Origin of the sequence: Corallococcus sp. EGB, assembly GCF_019968905.1 — a bacterium.
In the GTDB taxonomy this organism is placed as follows: Bacteria; Myxococcota; Myxococcia; order Myxococcales; family Myxococcaceae; genus Corallococcus.
Genome location: NZ_CP079946.1, coordinates 7,187,178 through 7,205,798, shown reverse-complemented (window position 1 = coordinate 7,205,798; position 18,621 = coordinate 7,187,178). Strand labels below are relative to the sequence as shown.

The 18,621-nt window shown below is 70.9% G+C and carries 19 protein-coding genes; 12 read left to right on the top strand and 7 right to left on the bottom strand.

Going from position 1 to position 18,621, the window contains the following annotated elements; genetic code table 11:
• Nucleotide 1 precedes the first annotated feature (1 nt).
• Nucleotides 2–289, bottom strand: coding sequence for a hypothetical protein (locus KYK13_RS29275; protein ID WP_223636272.1), 288 nt, complete (start codon nucleotides 287–289; stop codon nucleotides 2–4).
• 183 nt (nucleotides 290–472) lie between these two features.
• Here KYK13_RS29275 and KYK13_RS29270 point away from each other — a divergent pair, with 183 nt between their 5' ends.
• The 5 genes from KYK13_RS29270 to KYK13_RS29250 all read left to right on the top strand — a co-directional run bounded on the left by KYK13_RS29270 (nucleotide 473) and on the right by KYK13_RS29250 (nucleotide 4,136).
• Nucleotides 473–1,114, top strand: coding sequence for a deoxynucleoside kinase (locus tag KYK13_RS29270; RefSeq protein ID WP_223636268.1), 642 nt, complete (start codon nucleotides 473–475; stop codon nucleotides 1,112–1,114).
• A gap of 170 nt (nucleotides 1,115–1,284) precedes the next feature.
• On the top strand, nucleotides 1,285–2,193 hold the full coding sequence (panB, locus tag KYK13_RS29265; RefSeq protein ID WP_223636264.1) for a 3-methyl-2-oxobutanoate hydroxymethyltransferase: 909 nt from the start codon (nucleotides 1,285–1,287) through the stop codon (nucleotides 2,191–2,193).
• Between the two features lie 3 nt (nucleotides 2,194–2,196).
• Nucleotides 2,197–3,051 (top strand): pantoate--beta-alanine ligase, encoded by an 855-nt coding sequence (gene panC, locus KYK13_RS29260; RefSeq protein ID WP_223636261.1) that lies wholly within the window; start codon nucleotides 2,197–2,199, stop codon nucleotides 3,049–3,051.
• Between the two features lie 17 nt (nucleotides 3,052–3,068).
• Nucleotides 3,069–3,554: an SsrA-binding protein SmpB gene (gene smpB, locus KYK13_RS29255; protein ID WP_223636257.1), complete on the top strand. Its 486-nt coding sequence runs from the start codon at nucleotides 3,069–3,071 to the stop codon at nucleotides 3,552–3,554.
• A 36-nt stretch (nucleotides 3,555–3,590) separates the two neighbouring features.
• Nucleotides 3,591–4,136, top strand: a complete 546-nt coding sequence (locus KYK13_RS29250) for a ClpXP protease specificity-enhancing factor SspB (RefSeq protein WP_223636254.1) — start codon at nucleotides 3,591–3,593, stop codon at nucleotides 4,134–4,136.
• A 31-nt stretch (nucleotides 4,137–4,167) separates the two neighbouring features.
• Here the strand turns inward: KYK13_RS29250 and KYK13_RS29245 are convergent, their stop codons facing one another.
• The 6 genes from KYK13_RS29245 to KYK13_RS29220 all read right to left on the bottom strand — a co-directional run bounded on the left by KYK13_RS29245 (nucleotide 4,168) and on the right by KYK13_RS29220 (nucleotide 10,535).
• Entirely contained in the window at nucleotides 4,168–6,126 is a 1,959-nt protein-coding gene (locus KYK13_RS29245; protein ID WP_223636251.1) for a serine/threonine-protein kinase, read from the bottom strand.
• Nucleotides 6,127–6,157: 31 nt separating this feature from the next.
• A complete protein-coding gene (locus tag KYK13_RS29240) occupies nucleotides 6,158–6,544 on the bottom strand; it encodes a DUF971 domain-containing protein (RefSeq protein ID WP_223636248.1) in 387 nt (128 codons plus the stop codon).
• A 57-nt stretch (nucleotides 6,545–6,601) separates the two neighbouring features.
• Nucleotides 6,602–8,317: an HD domain-containing phosphohydrolase gene (locus tag KYK13_RS29235; protein ID WP_223636245.1), complete on the bottom strand. Its 1,716-nt coding sequence runs from the start codon at nucleotides 8,315–8,317 to the stop codon at nucleotides 6,602–6,604.
• 26 nt (nucleotides 8,318–8,343) lie between these two features.
• Nucleotides 8,344–9,195 (bottom strand): peptidoglycan-binding protein LysM, encoded by an 852-nt coding sequence (locus KYK13_RS29230; RefSeq protein WP_223636243.1) that lies wholly within the window; start codon nucleotides 9,193–9,195, stop codon nucleotides 8,344–8,346.
• On the bottom strand, nucleotides 9,192–9,602 hold the full coding sequence (locus tag KYK13_RS29225) for a FecR family protein (RefSeq protein ID WP_223636240.1): 411 nt from the start codon (nucleotides 9,600–9,602) through the stop codon (nucleotides 9,192–9,194). Before KYK13_RS29225 ends, KYK13_RS29230 begins: the two co-directional genes overlap by 4 nt.
• Nucleotides 9,603–9,731: 129 nt before the next feature.
• Nucleotides 9,732–10,535, bottom strand: coding sequence for a carbon-nitrogen hydrolase family protein (locus tag KYK13_RS29220; protein ID WP_223636237.1), 804 nt, complete (start codon nucleotides 10,533–10,535; stop codon nucleotides 9,732–9,734).
• Between the two features lie 209 nt (nucleotides 10,536–10,744).
• Here KYK13_RS29220 and rimP point away from each other — a divergent pair, with 209 nt between their 5' ends.
• The 7 genes from rimP to truB all read left to right on the top strand — a co-directional run bounded on the left by rimP (nucleotide 10,745) and on the right by truB (nucleotide 18,607).
• Complete coding sequence (gene rimP, locus KYK13_RS29215) at nucleotides 10,745–11,230, top strand: ribosome maturation factor RimP (protein ID WP_223636234.1); 486 nt, start codon at nucleotides 10,745–10,747, stop codon at nucleotides 11,228–11,230.
• Nucleotides 11,231–11,300: 70 nt separating this feature from the next.
• Nucleotides 11,301–13,001: a transcription termination factor NusA gene (nusA, locus tag KYK13_RS29210; protein WP_223636231.1), complete on the top strand. Its 1,701-nt coding sequence runs from the start codon at nucleotides 11,301–11,303 to the stop codon at nucleotides 12,999–13,001.
• A 17-nt stretch (nucleotides 13,002–13,018) separates the two neighbouring features.
• Entirely contained in the window at nucleotides 13,019–13,315 is a 297-nt protein-coding gene (locus KYK13_RS29205) for a YlxR family RNase P modulator (protein ID WP_370645185.1), read from the top strand.
• 120 nt (nucleotides 13,316–13,435) lie between these two features.
• Nucleotides 13,436–16,651, top strand: a complete 3,216-nt coding sequence (gene infB, locus KYK13_RS29200) for a translation initiation factor IF-2 (protein ID WP_223636227.1) — start codon at nucleotides 13,436–13,438, stop codon at nucleotides 16,649–16,651.
• 120 nt (nucleotides 16,652–16,771) lie between these two features.
• A complete protein-coding gene (locus KYK13_RS29195; RefSeq protein WP_223636225.1) occupies nucleotides 16,772–17,377 on the top strand; it encodes a DUF503 domain-containing protein in 606 nt (201 codons plus the stop codon).
• Complete coding sequence (rbfA, locus tag KYK13_RS29190; RefSeq protein WP_223636223.1) at nucleotides 17,374–17,733, top strand: 30S ribosome-binding factor RbfA; 360 nt, start codon at nucleotides 17,374–17,376, stop codon at nucleotides 17,731–17,733. The genes KYK13_RS29195 and rbfA overlap by 4 nt, the downstream gene beginning before the upstream one ends.
• 10 nt (nucleotides 17,734–17,743) lie before the next feature.
• Nucleotides 17,744–18,607, top strand: coding sequence for a tRNA pseudouridine(55) synthase TruB (truB, locus tag KYK13_RS29185; protein WP_223636221.1), 864 nt, complete (start codon nucleotides 17,744–17,746; stop codon nucleotides 18,605–18,607).
• Nucleotides 18,608–18,621: the final 14 nt, after the last annotated feature.

Genomic DNA, 18,621 nt, shown 5'->3' with positions numbered 1-18,621 from the left:
TTCAGCGCTTCTGGCCCAGCGCGGCCAGGAGCCCACCCTGCTGGGAGAGGAACTCGCGGAACGCGTCCTCGTCGATGCGCATGCGCGCGAGCACGCCGCTGAGGACCTCGTCCACGGAGCCCTCGGGCCGGCGCTTCAATTCGAAGGCCGTCTTCAGCAGGGCCACGCCATACAGTGGATCCGCGTCCACCGGAGGTGCGGGAGGGGCCGTGGCCGGACGGGCGACGGGCGCCGCTTCCGGCGTCTCCACCAGGTCCACCACCGTCTTCACCCGCTGCCTGCCGCGCATCTGTGGCCCGCTGCTCCCGCTGTCCGTGTGCGCGGGCACCGTAGGGGATGACCCCTTGGGGCGCAAGGGTGGGGTGGGCCCGGCGAAAATTGCCGGATGCACGGGGGCATGGTTGTGTTATCCGCCCCCCGCGCGCGCATGTGTCTCATGCGTGGCATTTCCGGGGGCGGAGGCCTCGGGCCGATGGACCACCGCTACATCGTCGTCGAAGGCCCCATCGGCGTGGGCAAGACGAGCCTCACCAACCTCCTCACGGAGCGACTGGGCAGCCGCCGCATCCTGGAGGTGGTGGAGGAGAATCCCTTCCTCTCCAGCTTCTACGCGGACCGGCAGAAGTTCGCGTTCCAGACGCAGGTGTTCTTCCTGCTCTCGCGCTTCCGCCAGCAGCAGGAGCTCTTCCAGCAGGACCTGTTCCGCTCCGTCACCGTGAGCGACTACCTGTTCGCGAAAGACCGCATCTTCGCCAACCTCACGCTCGCCTCGGACGAGCTGGCCCTCTACGACCGCGTCTTCGAGGCCCTGGGGCCCCGCGTCCCGCAGCCCGACCTGGTCATCTACCTCCAGGCCCAGCTGGACGTGCTGCTGCATCGCATCAAGAAGCGCGGCCGTGAGTTCGAGCGCAAGTTCGACGCGGGCTACCTGGAGTCGCTCACGCACGCGTACAACGACTTCTTCGCGCATTACTCGGATACGCCGTTGCTCGTGGTGAACACGTCGGACATCGACTTCGTGCACAACGAGGCGGACCGCGAGGACCTGATGAACGTCATCGCGAGCGTGAAATCCGGCGTTCAGCACTACACCCCCAGGTCCCGCCGGGGCTGACGGCCGACGCCCGCCTGGCTGCCTGGCGTGGGTTGATCCCCCACGCGGCGCCGAGGGCGTTAGAGTGCATCCCCGTGGAACCCCGGCCTCCGGCGATCCCCCCTGGGGACGGTGAGGGGCCTGACGTTCCACGAGGCTGTCCCACCCGTCTCACACACAGGAGGTGAACCGTGAAGGACAAGGTCACCATCCACACGCTGAAGCGCCTGAAGCAGTCCGGTCAGAAGATCTGCATGGTCACCGCATACGACGCGACGTTCGCGCGCATCCTCGACGAGGGCGGCGCGGACGTGCTGCTGGTCGGTGACTCGCTAGGCATGGTCATCCAGGGGCAGGAGTCCACGCTGCCCGTCACCATGGACCAGATGGTCTACCACTGCGCGGCCGTGAGCCGCGGCGCCAAAAGGGCGCACGTGGTGGGCGACCTGCCGTTCATGAGCTACCAGGTGTCGCCGCAGGAGGCCGTGCGCAACGCCGGGCGGCTCGTCGCCGAAGGCAACGTGGGCAGCGTGAAGCTGGAGGGCGGCGCCGAGTTCGCCGACACCGTGCGCGCCATCGTGCGCGCCAGCATCCCCGTCATGGGCCACCTGGGGCTCACGCCGCAGTCGGTGCACAAGATGGGCGGCTACGTCGTGCAGGGCCGCGACGAGGATGCCGCGCGCCGCATGCTGGAGGACGCGCTCGCGCTGGAGGCCGCGGGCGCCTACGCGCTGGTGCTGGAGGGCGTGCCGCTGGAGCTGGCGCGCACCATCACCCAGAGCCTGAAGATCCCCACCATCGGTATCGGCGCGGGCAAGCACTGCGATGGCCAGGTGCTGGTCTGCTACGACCTGCTGGGAATGAACCCGGACTTCAAGCCCAAGTTCGTGAAGCGCTTCGCCAACCTGCACGGCAACATCACCGAGGCCACGAACACGTTCTTCTCCGAGGTGCGTGCGGGCACGTTCCCGGATGAGGAGCACAGCTTCAAGGCCACCAAGGGCATCCGGCTGGTGACGCCCACGCCGGTGGCCCCCGACGCGGCGGGCGCCAGCGAGCCCGCGGAGAAGGTCGGCGGCATCTACGGGGCTCCGGTCTAGGCCATGGCACCCCACGTCCTGCGCACCGTCGCGGAAGTGAAGGCCTGGGTCGCGTCCCTCCAGAAGGAGGGCAAGACCCTGGCGCTCGTGCCCACCATGGGCTTCCTCCATGAGGGCCACGTCTCGCTCATGAGGGAGGGGGGCCGGCGCGCGGACGTGGTGGCTGCCTCCATCTTCGTGAACCCCACGCAGTTCGGCCCCCGCGAGGACCTCGCGCGCTACCCGCGCGACTTCGAGGGGGACCTGGCCAGATGCGCGAGCGCGGGCGTCGCGGCCGTGTTCGCGCCCGAGCCCGCGGCGATGTACCCCGCGGGCTACCAGACCTACGTGGAGGTGACGGAGGTCAGCCAGGGGCTGTGCGGCGAGCGGCGTCCCGGACACTTCCGGGGCGTCGCCACCATCGTCACCCAGCTCCTGGCGCTGTTCCGGCCCGCCGTGGCGCTGTTTGGAGAGAAGGACTACCAGCAGCTGCAGGTCATCAAGGCGCTCAACCGCGACCTGCACCTGGGCGCGGACATCGTGGGCATGCCCACCATCCGCGAGGCGGACGGGCTGGCCATGAGCAGCCGCAATGCCTATCTGTCCGCGGATGAACGCCAGCGGGCGCTCGCCCTGTCGAAGGGCATCCGGGCGGCCCAGGCCCTGCTTGCCTCCGGAACCCGGGACGCGCGGGCGCTGGTGGACGCCGCCCGCCGTGAATTGCAGGCGGCCGGCCTGCGCGAGGACTACGTCGAGGTGCGGGACGCCGGGACGCTCTCACCCCTGGACACGGTGGCGCCCGGGCAGACGGCGCGCATGCTGGTGGCGGCCTTCTCGGGCACCACGCGGCTCATCGACAACATGCCCCTGGCCGGTTAGGAGACTCGGGACACGTTATGGCCGCTGGAAAGTCGAAGGGTGTGGGTGCGGAGCCGGGGGTGAAGCTCATTGCCGAGAACCGGCGTGCGCGCTTCGACTACACGGTGGATGAGAAGATAGAAGCCGGGCTGGAGCTCACGGGGAGCGAGGTGAAGTCGTTGCGTGAAGGAACGGCCAACCTGTCGGACGCCTACGCGCTCCAGAAGGGCACGGAGCTGTTCCTGCTCAACGCCCACATCGGCTCCTACAAGGCGGCCAGCGTCTTCGACCACCTCCCCACCCGGGGCCGGAAGCTGCTCATGCACCGGTCGGAGATCGACCGGTGGACGGCGAAGGTGCGCGAGCGCGGTTACTCCATCATCCCGCTCGTGCTGTACTTCAGGAAGGGGCGGGCCAAGGTGGAACTGGGCCTGTGCCGCGGCAAGACGCACGAAGACCGCCGCCACGACATCAAGGAACGGGAGACGAAGCGGGAGATGGACCGGGAAGTGCGCCGTCGTTGAGGGCGCTCCCGCAATTCCCCCGCCGGACAGGCTGGAATGGACAAGAAGGTTTCCGACAAGAAGGAGCGGCTGCTGGCCGCGCTCGACCAGGGCATGGTGATGATCCACCTGGACGCGCGCCGCCCCGGTGTGCTCGTCCCCGCCAGCCTGCGAGGCGAAGCGCACCTGCGCCTCAACCTCTCCTACCGCTTTGATCCGCCCGACCTCACGGTGGGCGAGTGGGGCGTGCGCTCCACGCTGAGCTTCTCTGGTTCGCGCTTCACGGTGGCGGTGCCCTGGTCGGCGCTGTTCGCCATCGCCAGCCACGTGACGAAGGAATTCTGGATGTACCCGGAGGAGATGCCGCCGGAGCTGCTCCAGCAGCCCCCGGCGGCGTCGGCCTCCATCGCGCGTCCGCCGCCGCCCACGCCGGTGCCCGCCGCCGCGGAGAGGCCCCGCGCCTTCCTGCGCGAGGTGCAGTCCGAGCGCCCCGACGAGCCGGAGTCACGCCCGGAGGTGGCTGCCGCCCCGCCGCCGCCCGAGGGTGGGCCCCCGGACGAGCCGCAGCCTCCGCGCCGCGGTCACCTGCGCCTGGTGAAGTAGGGCAGGCCGCCTGGCGGAGGTGGGCGGCGCGTCAGCGCTTGAGCTCCGCTTCCACGTCCGCCTTCTTGCCGCCCATGAACGAGCCCGTCCAGGTGCGGTAGCCCTTGAGCTTCAGCTGCACGGAGACGGAGCGCGGGGGATACGTGTTGTCCATGGCCATGGGCGTCACGCCCACCTCCACGCCATCCACCAGGACGGTGGCGCCGGAGGGCTCGCTGCGGATGGACAGGACATCCGTCGGAGCTCCGAGCGCGCGCATCACCTGCGTCCCGTAGCGGGGCCACAGGAACAGCACGCCCCCCGCGAGCACCGCCGCGATGCCGAACAGCGCCACCGCCGGCACCCAGCGCCTGCGAGGCCGGGGCGTCGTCACGGGCTCGAACTCCCAATGCGGGGTGGTCTCGGCCTTGGGCGCGCGCTCCTCCAGCTCCAGGTCTCCCTGGGCCGCCTGGCGGATGTGGGGCCGGCTCATCCGCTCCGCTTCATCCACGTCCGACAGGGACTGCGTGGCCAGCGCGGGAGCGTTGGCGGTGGCGGCGGCGGAGGGCGCGTTCGGCCGGGCCCGCGCGGGCTCGGAGGCCGCCGCGTTCGGCGGGGGCCGGGAGTCGGACCTCGCCACCGCGTGCGCGCCCGCCTGGGGCGGGGAGGTGGTGGGGCCCGCTCCCCGGGGAGCCCGTGGCGGTGCCGCGCTCGCGTCGCTCCGGGCCGCGGAGGGTCCGCGCGTGCAGGACTCACAGGGCGAGTCCGGGGACTCCAGCGCCGAGCCACACAGGGCGCAGGTGTGGACCACGGCGCCGGACGCGGACAGCGAGACGCCGCCGGTCGCAGGGCTCCACGGCTCCTCTTCTTCCGCCCCCACGGGGACGGCCGGAGGCGGCTTCCACGAAGGGGGCGCGCCCCGCGAGGCGCCGACCGCTCCCGAAGGCACGGGCGCCCCAGCGCCATAGGCCACGGTGCCCGAAGCGGCCCCGGACGCGGAGGGGAGCCGCCCCGCGTCCACGCCCTCGCGAGGCACGACGGACATCACGAACGACGCGGACGTCGAAGCCGGGGCCTCCGCCAGCGCGGCCCGGGCCACCTCTCCCACGGAGAGGGGCATCCGGACGCCGCGCAGGAACGTCGCCAGCGCGTGCGACGACGCGGGCTCGCCCGTCTGCGCGAGCCACCGCGCGAGCGCCTCCGACACGTCCTCCGGCTCCGGGAAGCGGGCCGCCGGGTCGCGCGACAGCATGCGCAGCACCAGCGTGGCCAGCGACGCCGGCACGTCCGGCAGCGAGGTGGGCGCGCGGTTGAGGATGGAGTACGCCACCGCCATCGGCTCCGACGCCGACTGGGCTCCGAACGGGTGCTGCCCCGCGAGCATCTCCGCCAGGATGATGCCCAGCGAGAACTGGTCGCTCAGCGCCGTGGCCGGCGCGCCCTGGAGCACCTCTGGCGCCGCGTAGGGCACCTTGCCCTTGAAGGCGCCGGGCTCCGTGCGCGACAGACCCGCCAGCCGCGCGATGCCGAAGTCCGTGACCTTCACCTCGCCCTCGCGGGACACCAGCAGGTTGGACGGCGACACGTCCCGGTGCGCCGTCACCACCGGGTGGCCGTCGTGCTGGCGGCGGTATGCGTGCTGCAGTCCCGCCTGGGCCTGGCTCGCGATGAACACCGCCAGGTGTGGCGGCATCCGCAGCCCCTGGCGCGTCACCGCGCGCATCAGCGCGCCCAGGTCCCAGCCGTCCACCAGCTCCATCACCAGGAAGAGCCCTTCCGCGCTCTCCCCCACGTCGTGCACGGTGACGATGTTCTGGTGTTGCAGCTGCATGGCCAGCCGCGCCTCGGACACGAACATCCGGGAGATGTCCGCCTCGCGCGCCAGGTGCGGCAGCACGCGCTTGATGGCCACGGTGCGCTCGAAGCCCTCCGCGCCCTTCGCCACTCCCAGGAACAGCTCCGCCATGCCACCCGTGGCCAGCGGTTGCAGCAGCCGATAGCGCGACGTCACAGGGACCTCCGGAGAGACGCGGTGGAGATGCTCACCCCTGCGACTGGGTGATTTCGCGCAGGTGCTTCCACGGGTAGATGCCCGTGCTGTGCTGGTCGCTGAAGACGAACGCGAGCGCGTAGTTGCCCACCGGCTGCATCTGCAGCACGCGCAGGTTCGCGGGCACCTGCGAGGGGTCCAGCGTGCGCTTCGCCGTCCACTCGTCCACGCACGCGGCGCACGGGCACTGCTGGCGCAGCACCTGCGCGGTGGCGGTCGTCGTCACGCCATCGTCCCACGTCAGCGTCAGCGACTCGCCGTCCGCGGACAGCTTCGCATCCGTCGCGCTGACGGGCTTGGGCGCGGGCTTGATGCGATCCCAGAAATTGCTCACCGGTCCACCTTCCAAGGCTTGGGGACAGCAGCCCCTCCCTACCATCCTTCCGGCGGGGTGGGGGACCTGCCGCGAAAGCGAAAGGGCCGGGAGCCCCAGGCTTCAGGACGCCAGCTTGACGGGCTGCCGGTGGCCTTCCAGCCGCACGCCCCGCTGGGCCAGCACCGCGCGCAGGGCCTGCACCACCCGGGGGTCCAGCTGCGCGCCGCTGAGGTTGTCCAAAATCTCCATCGCCTTCTCCAGCGGCATGGCCTTCTGGTAGGGGCGCGTGGAGGTGCACGCGTCGAAGGTGTCCGCGCACGCCACGATGCGCGCGAGCAGCGGGATGGCCTCGCCCTTCAGCTTGTCCGGGTAGCCCGTGCCGTCCCAGCGCTCGTGGTGGTGGCGCACGCACGCGCGCACCGGGACCAGGAAGCTGACGGGCCCGATGATGGCGTCGCCAATGGCGGGGTGCTCGCGCATCGTCGCCATCTCCTGGTCGGTGAGCCGGGACTGCTTGCAGAGGATGTTCTCCGCGATGCCAATCTTCCCGATGTCGTGGAGGATGCCGCCGTACTGCAGCTGGCGCAGCTCGCGCTCGGTGAGCTTCAGCTCCCTGCCAATCTCCACCGCCACGTCGCCCACCCGCTGGCTGTGGCCACGCGTGTACGCGTCCTTGGAGTCGATGGAGTTGGCCAGCGCGACGATGGTCTCCAGGTAGCCCTTCTCCAGGCTCTCGTAGAGGCCGCGCGTCTCCATGTCGTACGCCATGAGCTGCTTGCTCATGTAGTTGAACGTCTGGGCCAGCTCCCCCAGCTCGTTCTTCTGCTTGAGGTGCACCTCCACGCCGAACTTGCCGCGCGCCAGCTCCAGCGACGTCGCGATGAACGTCTTCAGGGGCTGCGTGAGGTTGCGGGAGAAGATGGCCGCCAGCACCAGCGCCACCAGGATGGCGCCGCCCAGGCCCAGGAGGATGCGCCGCTCCATGGTCTCCACCTGGCGGTACGCGTGCTCCACCGGCTGCTCGGACACGATGGCCCAGCCCGCCTCCGGCAGCACCGAGTACGCGGACACCACCGCGTCGCGCCCCTCGCCGAAGTTGCCCACGTGGAACAGCTCCGTGTCCGGCGTGCCCTCGCGCTGCTTGAGCAGGTGCGCCAGGGGCAGCCGCCTGGACACGTCATCGCCCACCGCGCCCAGGTCTCCGCCGCCGGCAATCAGCCGGCCGCGCCGGTCCGCCAGGTACGCGAAGCCCGTGCTGCCCACGCGCTCCTGGGACAGCATCTGCCGCAGGCCCGCGAGCGTGAGGTCCGCGGCCATGTAGCCCTGCACCGGGTCGCCCACCGGGAAGGCCAGCGTCACCACCGGCCCGCCGCCTCCGCCGTGGGACGCCACGACGTCCGAATAGCGCACCCCGGTGAGCCCCGAGTCCAGCAGGGCCCGCGCGCGCTCCTCGTGCTCCGCCACCGCGCTGGGCGTCATGTCGTGCACCGCGAAGGCCTGCAGCCCCGGCAGCCGCTGCCGGTCCGCGCCGAACACGGTGAGCGCCAGCACCTCCGGGCGCTGGTTGAGCACCGCGGAGATGTGCAGCCGCTGCGTGTCGCGCGGCAGGGTGAAGAAGCCGCCCGGCACGCTGGACAGCCCCACCACGCGCGCCGTGGGCTCCTCCAGGAAGTTCTCCGCCTTCAGGCGCAGCTGCTTCACGCGCTCCTGCGCCAGCTCCTGCGCGTCGCGGATGAGCAGCTCGCGCGTATGGGACACCGACACCCAGCCCACCATCACCGTGGGGATGATGCTGACCACCAGCATCAGCAGGAGGATGACCTTGAACAATCGCACGGGGTGGCTCCTCGCGGGGAAGGCGGCTACTTCTGCCACCCGTCCTTCACCTTGACGTTGAGTTCGAGCGATTCCGCGGCCAGCTCGAAGCGCCGTGTCTGCGAGGGCAGGGACCGCCCCTGCTCCAGACTCACCGCCGTCACCGTCCAGCGATAACGGCCCGCGGGCAGCGACGGCAATGTCCATTGCCGCGAGGCCACCACCGAGCGCACCGGCGCCGGCGTCGCCCCCCCCTCCACGCCCTCCGCGACGACCTCCACCTCGTAGCGCGTGGCGCCCGCCACGGAAGTCCACGACAGCGTCACCGGCCCCAGCAGTCCCCCGGGCGCCGGCTTCAGCGTGAAGCGGGCGTTGTCCGCGGGCTGCCCGAGCAGCGGCGCGCCGGGCGGCTCCGGCAGCACGGTGCCCTGCTGCACGCGCACGGACTCGCCCCTGGCCAGCACCCGGGTGGCGTGCTGCGCCTCCACGGTGACCGGAGGCCCCTGGCGGTGGGTGACGGTGGTGGTTCCGCCGTCATGGTCCACCTCCACCGTGAAGTTGGACGGCTGGGGCGGGTTGAGCAGCGCCCACGCCTCGTCCGCCTTGTGCAGCGCCTCCGCGTACCGGGCGGCCTGGAAGTGCGCCTCCGCTTCCTTCAGGCGGGACTCGGCCTCGCGGCGGCGCGCGTCGTCCGGCGCGGCCGTCACCGCCGCGCGCGACATCTCCAGCGCCTTGAGCGCCGTCTGCGGCTCCGTGCCGGGCGCCTTGCGCGCGGCCGCCGCGGCGCTGTCGCCGGAAGGCGCCGAGCCATCCGGTGACTGGCGCCCCACCGAGGTCGGGGCCGTCGAGGGCACCACGGACAGCCCCATCCACGCGCTGAGCCAGAGGGCGGCCTTCATTGGAATTCAATCTTCCTGCCCGCACGAACCGTGGCGGATGGGGTGGTGACGGACAGCGACTGGGCGGCCGGTTTCTCCAAGGTGGCGTCCACCCGTCCCCGGAGGACGGTGACGTCCGTTCGAAGCTTGCTTTCCGCGATGCCCACCAGGGAATCGCCCCCCAGGTGCAGCGTGCTTCCGTTGGCGAACACGACCTGGGCGCTGGCCCCGGCCTCGGTGCGGACCTTGTCGTTTTCGTAGAGGGGCAACTCGTCGCGCGCGGGGCTCCACTCGTCCGCCACCGCGCGTTTGATCTGCACGTCCCCCGTCAGCTCCCGCAGGTGCGCGCGGGGCGCGGGCGGAGGCAGGGGCGCCTCGGCGGGCCCAGGAGGCTTCTCATCGGCGGTGCAGCCGGGAGGAAGGGCCATGAGTGCGACCGCGAAAAGCAGGGGGGGCCAGCGTCGTGCGTTCACCAGAGGGGTCTTCCTGCGGACCACTCTAGCCGGAAAAGCCGCGCGGGAAGGGCCTCCCACCCCCGCTTCTTCACGAGCGCCTGCTCAGTCCAGCCGTCTGTGCGCCAGGCACGGCAAATTCCGCCGGATGCGTGCCTGGAGCTCGGGGTCCACCGGCGCCACCGCCAGGCCCTCGCCCTCGGAGGCCCGCGCCGTCACCAGGCCCCACGGGTCCACCACCATCGCGTGGCCGTACGTCAGCCGCTGCGCGGAGTGCCGCCCTCCCTGGGCCGGGGCCAGCACGTAGGCCTGGTTTTCGATGGCCCGGGCGCGCAGCAGCACCTCCCAGTGGTCCTTGCCCGTCATCATCGTGAAGGCCGCCGGCACCGCGAGCAGCGTCGCCCCGTCCCGGGACAGCCGCCGGTACAGCTCCGGGAAGCGCAGGTCGTAGCAGACGCTCATGCCCAGCCGTCCCACCGCCGTGTCCGCCGCCACCACCTCCGTCCCCGGCGCCACCGCCGCGGACTCCTGGTAGGTGGCCCCGTCACCCACGTCCACATCGAACAGGTGCATCTTCCGGTAGACGGCCAGGCGGGCGCCGTCCGGGCCGAAGAGGACGCTGGTGTTGTAGAGCCGGCCGCCGGGCGCTCCCTCCTCCAGGATGGAGCCGGCCAGCAGCGTCGTCTTCGTCCCCCGGGCCAGCTCCGCCATCCGGCTCAGGGTGGGGCCATCCAGGCCCTCCGCCGCGGAGGGGCGCTCGGGCTCCGGGCCCATCCAGGAGAAGTTCTCCGGCAGGCCCACGAGGTGGGCACCCAGGGAGGCGGCCTGGCGCACGAGGCGCGTGGCCACATCCAGGTTGTGGGCCTTGTCCGCGGTGGACACCATCTGTGCGGCGGCGATGAGGTGCATGCGGGCGTTATAACGCCACCGACGTCACTCGGAACCCCTGGGAATCCTTCGTTCCCGGGGGACGTTTGACCCGGCGCCTCGGGGTGTGTCCTTCCTTTACACCCCGAGGGGGCGTGTGTTACGGACGCCCCGACATTTTTCGACGCATCACATCGAAAAGTGGGCCGCCGTGCCCGCTTTTTGTGTTTTTGGAGACCTGTTTCCTGGCCATGGAGTCGAAGAACATCAAACAGACGGTGGAGGAGAAGGCGGCGTCGCTGCTGGAACCCATCGTGGCGAACGAAGGCCTGGAGCTCCTGGACGTGGAGTACGTCCGCGAGCGTGAGGGCTGGGTGTTGCGGCTGTTCATCGACAAGCCCGGTGGCCGGGTGGGTCTGGACGAGTGCTCCCAGGTGTCGCGCGCCGTGGATCCGGTGCTCGACGTGGAGGACTTCATCCCCCAGGAATACAACCTGGAGGTGTCCAGCCCCGGGGTGAACCGGCCCTTGAAGAAGCCGGCGCACTTCCAACGGGTGAAGGGGCAGAAGGTCAAGGTGAAGACCTTCGGCCCGCTGGGTGATCCTCCGCGGAAGAACTTCAGCGGCACGCTCACCGAAGTGGCGGCCGACGCCATCTCCGTGGACGTGGAGGGGGGCGGCGTGTTCGTCATCCCCTTCAAGGACATCGCCAAGGCCCACCTGGAGTTCGAGTTCTAGAAGCCAACATACAGGGGACCCTGTTCGCGCCAGGGCCGCCCGTGGACCCATTTCCGGAGAAGACAACGCCATGCCCACGCCCGCCAACCCGGCCGTCAACCTCAACCTCGTCCTGGATCAGGTCGCCAAGGACAAGGGCATCGAACGGGCCGTGCTCATTGCCACCCTCGAGGACGCGATGAACACCGCGGCCAAGAAGCACTTTGGCCAGGACCGCAACCTCGAGGCCAAGTACGACCCGGAGAAGGGCGTCGTGGAGCTCTTCCAGGCCATCACCGTGGTCGCGGAGATCACCGACCCCGTCCAGGCCGTGAACCAGATCACCATGGACGAGGCCCACAAGAAGGGCATGGAGGTGGAGCCCGGCGACGAGCTCGTCTTCCAGATCTTCTACCGGGACGAGGACGCCAACGAGGCCAAGGCCCAGGATGACCAGTACGGGGACATCCTCCGGCTGAAGACCTTCCGCCGCGGCTTCGGCCGCATCGCGGCGCAGACGGCCAAGCAGGTCATCCTGCAGCGCACCCGCGACGCCGAGCGTGAGAACGTCTTCAACGAGTACAAGGACCGCAAGAACGAGATCGTCACCGGCATCGCCCGCCGGTTCGAGCGCGGCAACATCGTCGTGGACCTGGGCCGCGCGGAGGCCGTGCTGCCCGTGCGCGAGCAGGTCCCGCGTGAGACCTACCGCCCGGGCGACCGCGTCCAGGCGTACGTGCTGGACGTGCTGCGCGAGTCCAAGGGCCCGCAGATCGTGTTGTCGCGCGCGTCCGTGAACCTGCTCACCAAGCTCTTCGAGATGGAGGTGCCGGAAATCGCCGAGGGCATCGTCGTCATCGAGGCGGCGGCGCGTGAGCCGGGCGGCCGCGCGAAGATCGCCGTGTCCAGCCGCGACTCGGACGTGGATCCTGTGGGCGCGTGCGTGGGCATGAAGGGCAGCCGCGTGCAGGCGGTGGTGCAGGAGCTGCGCGGAGAGAAGATCGACATCGTCCCCTACGACGAGGACCCGGCGCGCTTCGTGTGCTCGGCCCTGGCCCCCGCGGAGGTCAGCCGCGTCATCATCGACGAGGCCAACCACGCCATGGAGCTCATCGTCCCGGACGACCAGCTGTCGCTGGCCATTGGCCGGCGCGGGCAGAACGTGCGCCTGGCGGCGCAGCTGACCGGCTGGAAGCTGGACATCAACAGCGAGAGCCGCGTGCGGGAGATGCGCGAGTTCGCCAGCCGCTCGCTGGGCGCCCTGCCGGGTGTCAACGAGATGCTGGTGGAGACGCTCTACGCGCACGGCTTCCGCCAGGCGCGTGACGTGGCGGACGCGAACCCGGAGGTGCTGGCGCAGATCCCCGGCATCGACCCCACCCGCATCCCCTCCATGCAGGAGGAGGCGCGCAAGCGCATGGTGGAGGACCAGCAGGAGCTGTCGCGCATGGACTACGAGCGCGAGCAGGCCCGGCTGGCCGAGGCCCGCCGCCACCCGGACGAGCTGTCCCAGCCGGAGCGAATGGCGCGCGTGCGCGGCGTCGGAGAGAAGACCATCGAGCAGCTCATCCTCGCCGGCTACCGCTCGGTGGAGGACATCGCGAACGAGAAGGACCTCACCCGCCTGGGCGACGTGCCGGGCGTGGGCATCAAGAAGGCCCGCCAGCTGAAGAGCGCGGCGGAGAACTATCTGGTGGAGGAGGCCAAGCTGCGCGCGGAGTTGAACGCGGAACGGGGCGCGCTGGCGTCGGCCGGCGGCTCGGAGGGCGCGGAAGCGGCCAAGGCACCGTAAAGTCAGGGGGTAGGTGGATGCGCCGCGCAACCAAACGGCCCGGGACACATCCCATGGAAATCACGGCGTCAGGTCCGCTCAGGACCTGCGTCGGGTGCGGTTCTCGCAAGGCACAGGCGGAACTCACCCGGTTCGTGGTAGGTCCCCAGGGCAGCGTGGTGGCGGACAGGCGGCGGCGGCTGCCGGGGCGGGGGGCGTACCTGTGCGGTGCCGGTTGTCTGACGGCAGCGCTCAAGCGTAAGGCGCTAGGCAGGGCCTTCCGGGGCAAGGCGGGTCAGGTTGACCCGTCGGTGCTCGGGCAGGCATGGGAGTGAGGGCGGGAGGGTGGAGAGGTTGCGGGGGGAGGTGGTTGTTAAGCACCACTCGCACACAATTTCGGCTTTGGACTAGGGTGCTCGGCCTCGTCGTCGGCGGAGCAGAAGGCCAATCAAGGTATGTCGAAGAAGCGCGTTCACGAAATCGCCAAGGAGCTCAAGAGCCACGGGATTGAGCTCGACAACAAGGAGGTCGTGACCGAGCTCGCCGGGCTGGGTTACGACGTCAAGAGCCACTCGTCCTCCCTGGACGATGACCAGGCCACGGCCGCGGTCCAGAAGATCCTGGACAAGCGCAAGCCGAAGCAGGCCGCCGCGCCTGTCGCCGCGAAGGGCTTCGTGGTGCGCCGCAAGGTCGGCGCGCCCGCGGGGACGTCCGCGCCCGAGGCCCAGGACGCCCACGCGCAGACCGCCGAGCCGGCCTACGAGCAGCCGGAGGCCATGCCGGAGCCGCAGGCCGCCGCGCCCGTGACGCAGGAGCCGCCGCAGGCGCCTGCCGCCCCGGAGCCGCCCCCCGCGCCCGTGGAGGCCGCGCCCGCGGCCCGCGCTCCGGAAGCGCCCGCCGAGACGGCCGCTCCGCCCGAGGCGACCGTCGCCACCATCGCCGCCGCCCCGGAGCCGACCCCGGCCCCCGAGGCCCCGGCCACCCCGTCTGTTGCCGCATCCGTCACCCCGCCCGTGACACCGCCGTCCACCCCGCCTCCCGCGGCCGTGGCGGAGACGCCCCGGGCCGCCGAGCCGACCCCGGCCACGGCGACACCGCGCAGTCCTACGCAGGAGAGTCCCCGCTTGCCCAACCCCCCTACGCGCTCGCCGGTCCCGCCCACCGCACGGACGCCTTCTTCCACGTCGACGTCCGCGACGGTCATCTCCCGAGGTCCCGGTTACGTGCAGCGTCCGGGTTCCACGGGCGGGCGCCCCGGTGGGCCGCCGGGCAGCCGTCCGGGGGGGCCGGGTGGTGCCGGTGGTCGTCCGGGTGGGCCCTCGGGTCCGGGCAGCCGTCCTGGCGCGCCCATGCAGGGCCGTCCGGGTTCGGGGCCCATGCAGAACCGCCCGGGAGCGCCCGTGCAGGCGCGCCCCGGCCAGACGGGACCGGTGCGTCCGTCCACGCCTCCCTCGGCGGGCGCCACGGGAGCGACTCCGGTGCAGCCCACCGGCCCGACCATCATGGTCGGCGGCGTGCCGCACGCCCAGGTCGCGCCCACGCCGGGTGCCCAGGCGCGCCCCACGGCCACCCAGGCCGTGGTGATTTCGCGCCCGCTCATCCAGGTCCGCCGCGTCACGCCCACCACGACCCAGGCCAAGCAGTACCCCATGGCCCCGGGCCGCGCCGGCATCCCGACGGAGAAGCGCGAGTACAAGGTCGTCCAGGATCACCTGGGCCGCGGCCGCGAGCTCGTGGACGTCTCCAAGAACAAGGAGCGCGGGCAGCGCAAGCGCACGGGGCCTGAGACGACCAGCGTGTCCAAGCAGGAGCTGTCGGACATGGTCTGGGGCCGCATCCAGATCCCCGTCCGCGGCAAGAAGCGCAAGCCCACGAAGAAGGGCGCCAAGACGCAGATCACCCAGATGGCCGAGGAGAAGAAGGTCATCAAGCTCCAGGAGGGCATCAGCGTCTCCGACCTGGGGCAGCGCATGGGTATCCGCACCGCGGAGCTCATCAAGAAGCTGATGGGCATGCAGAAGATGGCCACGGCGAACCAGATCCTGGACGCCGACACCGCGGAGCTCATCGCCAGCGATTACGGCTGGAAGGTCGAGCGCGTCGGCTTCGAGGTGGAGGACTACCTGCCGGAGGTCACGGCCAAGGCCGAGGACGAGCGTCCCCGTCCGCCGGTGGTCACCATCATGGGCCACGTCGACCACGGCAAGACGAGCCTCCTGGACGCCATCCGCCAGGCCAGCGTGGCCGCGGGCGAGGCGGGCGGCATCACCCAGCACATCGGTGCGTACAGCGTGTCCACCGCGCGCGGCGACGTCACGTTCCTGGACACCCCGGGCCACGAGGCCTTCACGTCCATGCGCGCCCGTGGCGCCAACGTGACGGACATCGTGGTGCTGGTGGTGGCCGCGGATGACGGCGTGATGCCCCAGACCATCGAGGCCATCAAGCACGCCAAGCAGGCGGAAGTGCCCATCGTCGTCGCCATCAACAAGATGGACGTCCCGGGCGCCAACCCCGACCGCGTGAAGAAGGACCTCGCGGGCCACGAGCTGGTGCCGGAAGAGTGGGGCGGCGAGACCATCATGGTGCCCGTCTCCGCCAAGACGAAGATGAACCTGGATCTCCTCCTGGAGAACCTGGCCCTGCAGGCGGAGGTCCTCGAGCTGACCGCCAACCCGGCGCGCCCGTCCGTGGGCGCCATCGTGGAGGCGAAGCTGGAGCGTGGCCGCGGTCCCGTGGCCACGGTGCTGGTGCAGGAGGGCACGCTCAAGCTGGGCGACGCCATCGTCACCGGCACGCACTACGGCCGCGTCCGCGCGATGAACAACAGCCGCGGCGAGCAGGTGAAGGAAGTGAAGCCGGGCTACTGCGCGGAGGTCGTCGGCCTGTCCGGCGTGCCCACCGCGGGTGACGCCATCAACGTCGTCTCCGACGAGAAGGCGGCCAAGCAGATCGCCGACCACCGCGCCATGAAGGAGCGGCAGACGGAGCTCAGCAAGGTCAGCCGCGAGTCCCTGGACCAGCTCTTCGCCAAGACGAAGGCGGGCGGCGGGCCCAAGGAGCTGCGCGTCATCATCAAGGCGGACGTGCAGGGCTCGGCGGAGGCCGTGCGTCAGGCGGTGGACAAGCTCACCACGCACAAGGTGCGGGTGGTCATCATCGACGCGGGCGTGGGCGCCATCACGGAGACCGACGTCATGCGCGCCGCCGCTTCCAAGGGCGTCGTGCTCGGCTTCAACGTGAAGCCGGAGTCGGGCGCGGAGGCCGCGGCCAAGGCGCAGCAGGTGACGCTGCAGAGCTACTCCATCATCTACGAACTCATCGACGGGGTTCGCACGGAGATGGAGGGCCTCCTGGAGCCCATCCGCACCGAGCGCAAGCTGGGCCGTGCGGAGGTGCGCAACACCTTCAACGTGCCGAAGCTGGGCACCATCGCCGGCGCGGCCGTCCTGGACGGCGTGATGAAGCGCGGCTCGTTCGTGCGCCTCATGCGCGAGAACAAGCAGCTCTTCTCCGGGAAGATGGCGTCGCTGCGCCGCTTCAAGGACGACGTGAAGGAAGTCGCCCAGGGCTTCGAGTGCGGTATCGGCATCGAGAACTTCAACGACCTCAAGGCCGGCGACATCATCGAGGCCTACGAGATCGAGGAGACCCGCCAGAGCCTCTCGTAACCCCGAGGGGCGTACTCGACGGACCCCGGGGAAGGCCCCACCTTTCCCGGGTGAAGGAAGACGCGACGGAGCCTGGGCGCAGGTGCTGCGCCCGGGCGGCCGCCGGCCCGGGGGACCTCTATGTTCGTGGGAGTCGCACGCCTCACCCTCCAGATTCCGGAGAGCGCTTCGCTGAAGTCCAAGCGGCAGGTGCTCCGCCGGGTGACGGACCGGGTGAAGGCCCGCTTCAACGTGGCCGTCGCGGAAGTGGACGACCAGGACCTCTGGCAGAAGGCGTCGGTGGCCCTGGCCGTGGTGGGCAACGACCGCCGGCACGTGGATGAGCAACTGGAGAAGATCATCCACTTCGTGGAGGAGATGTACGTCGCGCCGCTGATGGCCCGGGAGACGGAGGTCCTCGCCTTCGGGGACCAGCTCTATTCCGACAAGGGCCCTGGGGGCGCCTTCCGCGCGCCGGTCCGGGTCCCCGAACCGGAGGCCGAGGACGCCCACCTGTCCCCCGAGGACGCGCACGCGCACACGGAGGCGGCCATCGCGCGCTTCCTGCGCAGCGACCGTTCCCTGGCGGAGGCGGAGGGGCTGGGCGCGTGGGAGCAGCGGCACGAGGGCGCGGGCCCCGGGCCCGGGCCTGCCCGCTCCACGGGTGAGGGTGGAACGCTGACGTTGGATGACGCACGGGCCAAGGCCCGGGCGCTGCGCAACCCGCGAGATTGGGAGAAGAAATGACGACGCATGCACGACCCGAGCGGGTGGGGCAGGAGATTCAGGCGGCCATCGGCGACCTGCTGACGCGGGGGCAGTTGCGCGACCCGCGCATCGGCTTCATCACCATCACCGGCGTGAAGGTGTCGCCGGACCTGCGGGTGGCGAAGGTCTTCTATTCGATGCTGGGCACGGACCAGGAGAAGGCGGACACGCAGAAGGGCCTGGACGCGGCCAAGGGCTTCGTGCGCCGCGAGGTGACGTCCGCGGTCAACCTGCGCGTGTCGCCGGAAATCTTCTTCGCCTTCGACGCGTCCGTGGGCGAGGGCGATAAGATCGACCGGCTCCTGCGCGAGGTGCGCGGGAAGGAAGGCTGGTAGGCCCCGCTTCATGGACGGCGTTCTCGTCATCGACAAGCCCCTGGGCCCCACGTCCTTCGACGTGGTCCGCCAGGTGCGCGGCCTGCTGAAGGTGAAGAAGGCGGGCCACACGGGCACGCTGGACCCCATGGCCACCGGCGTGCTGCCGGTGTGCCTGGGAGAGGCCACCAAGGTCGCCGGCATCATCACGGAGGGCGACAAGGCCTACGACGCCGTGGTGAGGCTGGGCGTGGAGACGGACACCCAGGACGCCCAGGGCAAGCCCACCGCGGAGGCCCCGGTGCCCCCGCTCACCGCCCCGCTCCTGGAGGCGGTGCTCGCCCGGTTCCGGGGCACCTTCGAACAGGTGCCGCCCATGTACTCGGCGGTGAAGGTGGCCGGGAAGCGGCTGTACGAGCTGGCGCGCGCGGGTGCAGAGGTGGAGCGGGCGAGCCGCACCGTCACCGTCCACGAGCTGGTGCTGCGCGACTTCTCCGCGGACCGGCTGACCCTGTCCGTGCGGTGCTCCAAGGGCTTCTACGTGCGCACGCTGGCGTATGATCTGGGCCGCGCGCTGGGCTGCGGGGCGCACCTGGAGGCGCTGCGGCGCACCATGAGTGGCCCCTTCACGCTGGCGCGGGCGATTCCCCTGGGGGACCTGGCCTCGCTGCCCCGCGAGGCCGTGGCCGGGCGGCTGGTGTCGCTGGCGGAGTCACTGACGGACCTGCCTGCGGTCCGGGTGAACGCGGAGGAGGCGCGGCGGGTGTCGCACGGCGTCCCCGTGGAGGTCGCCCCCGTGCCGGGCCGGGTGCGGGTGCTGGGCCCGGATGACGCGCTGCTCGCCATGGCGGAAGTGGTGGGCGGGCGGCTTCGCTACCTGCGGGTCTTCGTCTGAAGTGGCCTCCCGGA

Bases quoted from the DNA above. Each gene is read 5' to 3' on its own strand.
- KYK13_RS29275 (WP_223636272.1), bottom strand. From the start codon at position 289: ATGCGCGGCAGGCAGCGGGTGAAGACGGTGGTGGACCTGGTGGAGACG.
- rimP (WP_223636234.1), top strand. From the start codon at position 10,745: ATGGAGTCGAAGAACATCAAACAGACGGTGGAGGAGAAGGCGGCGTCG.
- KYK13_RS29240 (WP_223636248.1), bottom strand. From the start codon at position 6,544: ATGGTAGGGAGGGGCTGCTGTCCCCAAGCCTTGGAAGGTGGACCGGTG.
- rbfA (WP_223636223.1), top strand. From the start codon at position 17,374: ATGACGACGCATGCACGACCCGAGCGGGTGGGGCAGGAGATTCAGGCG.
- truB (WP_223636221.1), top strand. From the start codon at position 17,744: ATGGACGGCGTTCTCGTCATCGACAAGCCCCTGGGCCCCACGTCCTTC.
- KYK13_RS29225 (WP_223636240.1), bottom strand. From the start codon at position 9,602: ATGGCCCTTCCTCCCGGCTGCACCGCCGATGAGAAGCCTCCTGGGCCC.
- KYK13_RS29205 (WP_370645185.1), top strand. From the start codon at position 13,019: ATGCGCCGCGCAACCAAACGGCCCGGGACACATCCCATGGAAATCACG.
- KYK13_RS29220 (WP_223636237.1), bottom strand. From the start codon at position 10,535: ATGCACCTCATCGCCGCCGCACAGATGGTGTCCACCGCGGACAAGGCC.
- KYK13_RS29195 (WP_223636225.1), top strand. From the start codon at position 16,772: ATGTTCGTGGGAGTCGCACGCCTCACCCTCCAGATTCCGGAGAGCGCT.
- infB (WP_223636227.1), top strand. From the start codon at position 13,436: ATGTCGAAGAAGCGCGTTCACGAAATCGCCAAGGAGCTCAAGAGCCAC.
- smpB (WP_223636257.1), top strand. From the start codon at position 3,069: ATGGCCGCTGGAAAGTCGAAGGGTGTGGGTGCGGAGCCGGGGGTGAAG.
- KYK13_RS29250 (WP_223636254.1), top strand. From the start codon at position 3,591: ATGGACAAGAAGGTTTCCGACAAGAAGGAGCGGCTGCTGGCCGCGCTC.
- KYK13_RS29230 (WP_223636243.1), bottom strand. From the start codon at position 9,195: ATGAAGGCCGCCCTCTGGCTCAGCGCGTGGATGGGGCTGTCCGTGGTG.
- panC (WP_223636261.1), top strand. From the start codon at position 2,197: ATGGCACCCCACGTCCTGCGCACCGTCGCGGAAGTGAAGGCCTGGGTC.
- nusA (WP_223636231.1), top strand. From the start codon at position 11,301: ATGCCCACGCCCGCCAACCCGGCCGTCAACCTCAACCTCGTCCTGGAT.
- KYK13_RS29270 (WP_223636268.1), top strand. From the start codon at position 473: ATGGACCACCGCTACATCGTCGTCGAAGGCCCCATCGGCGTGGGCAAG.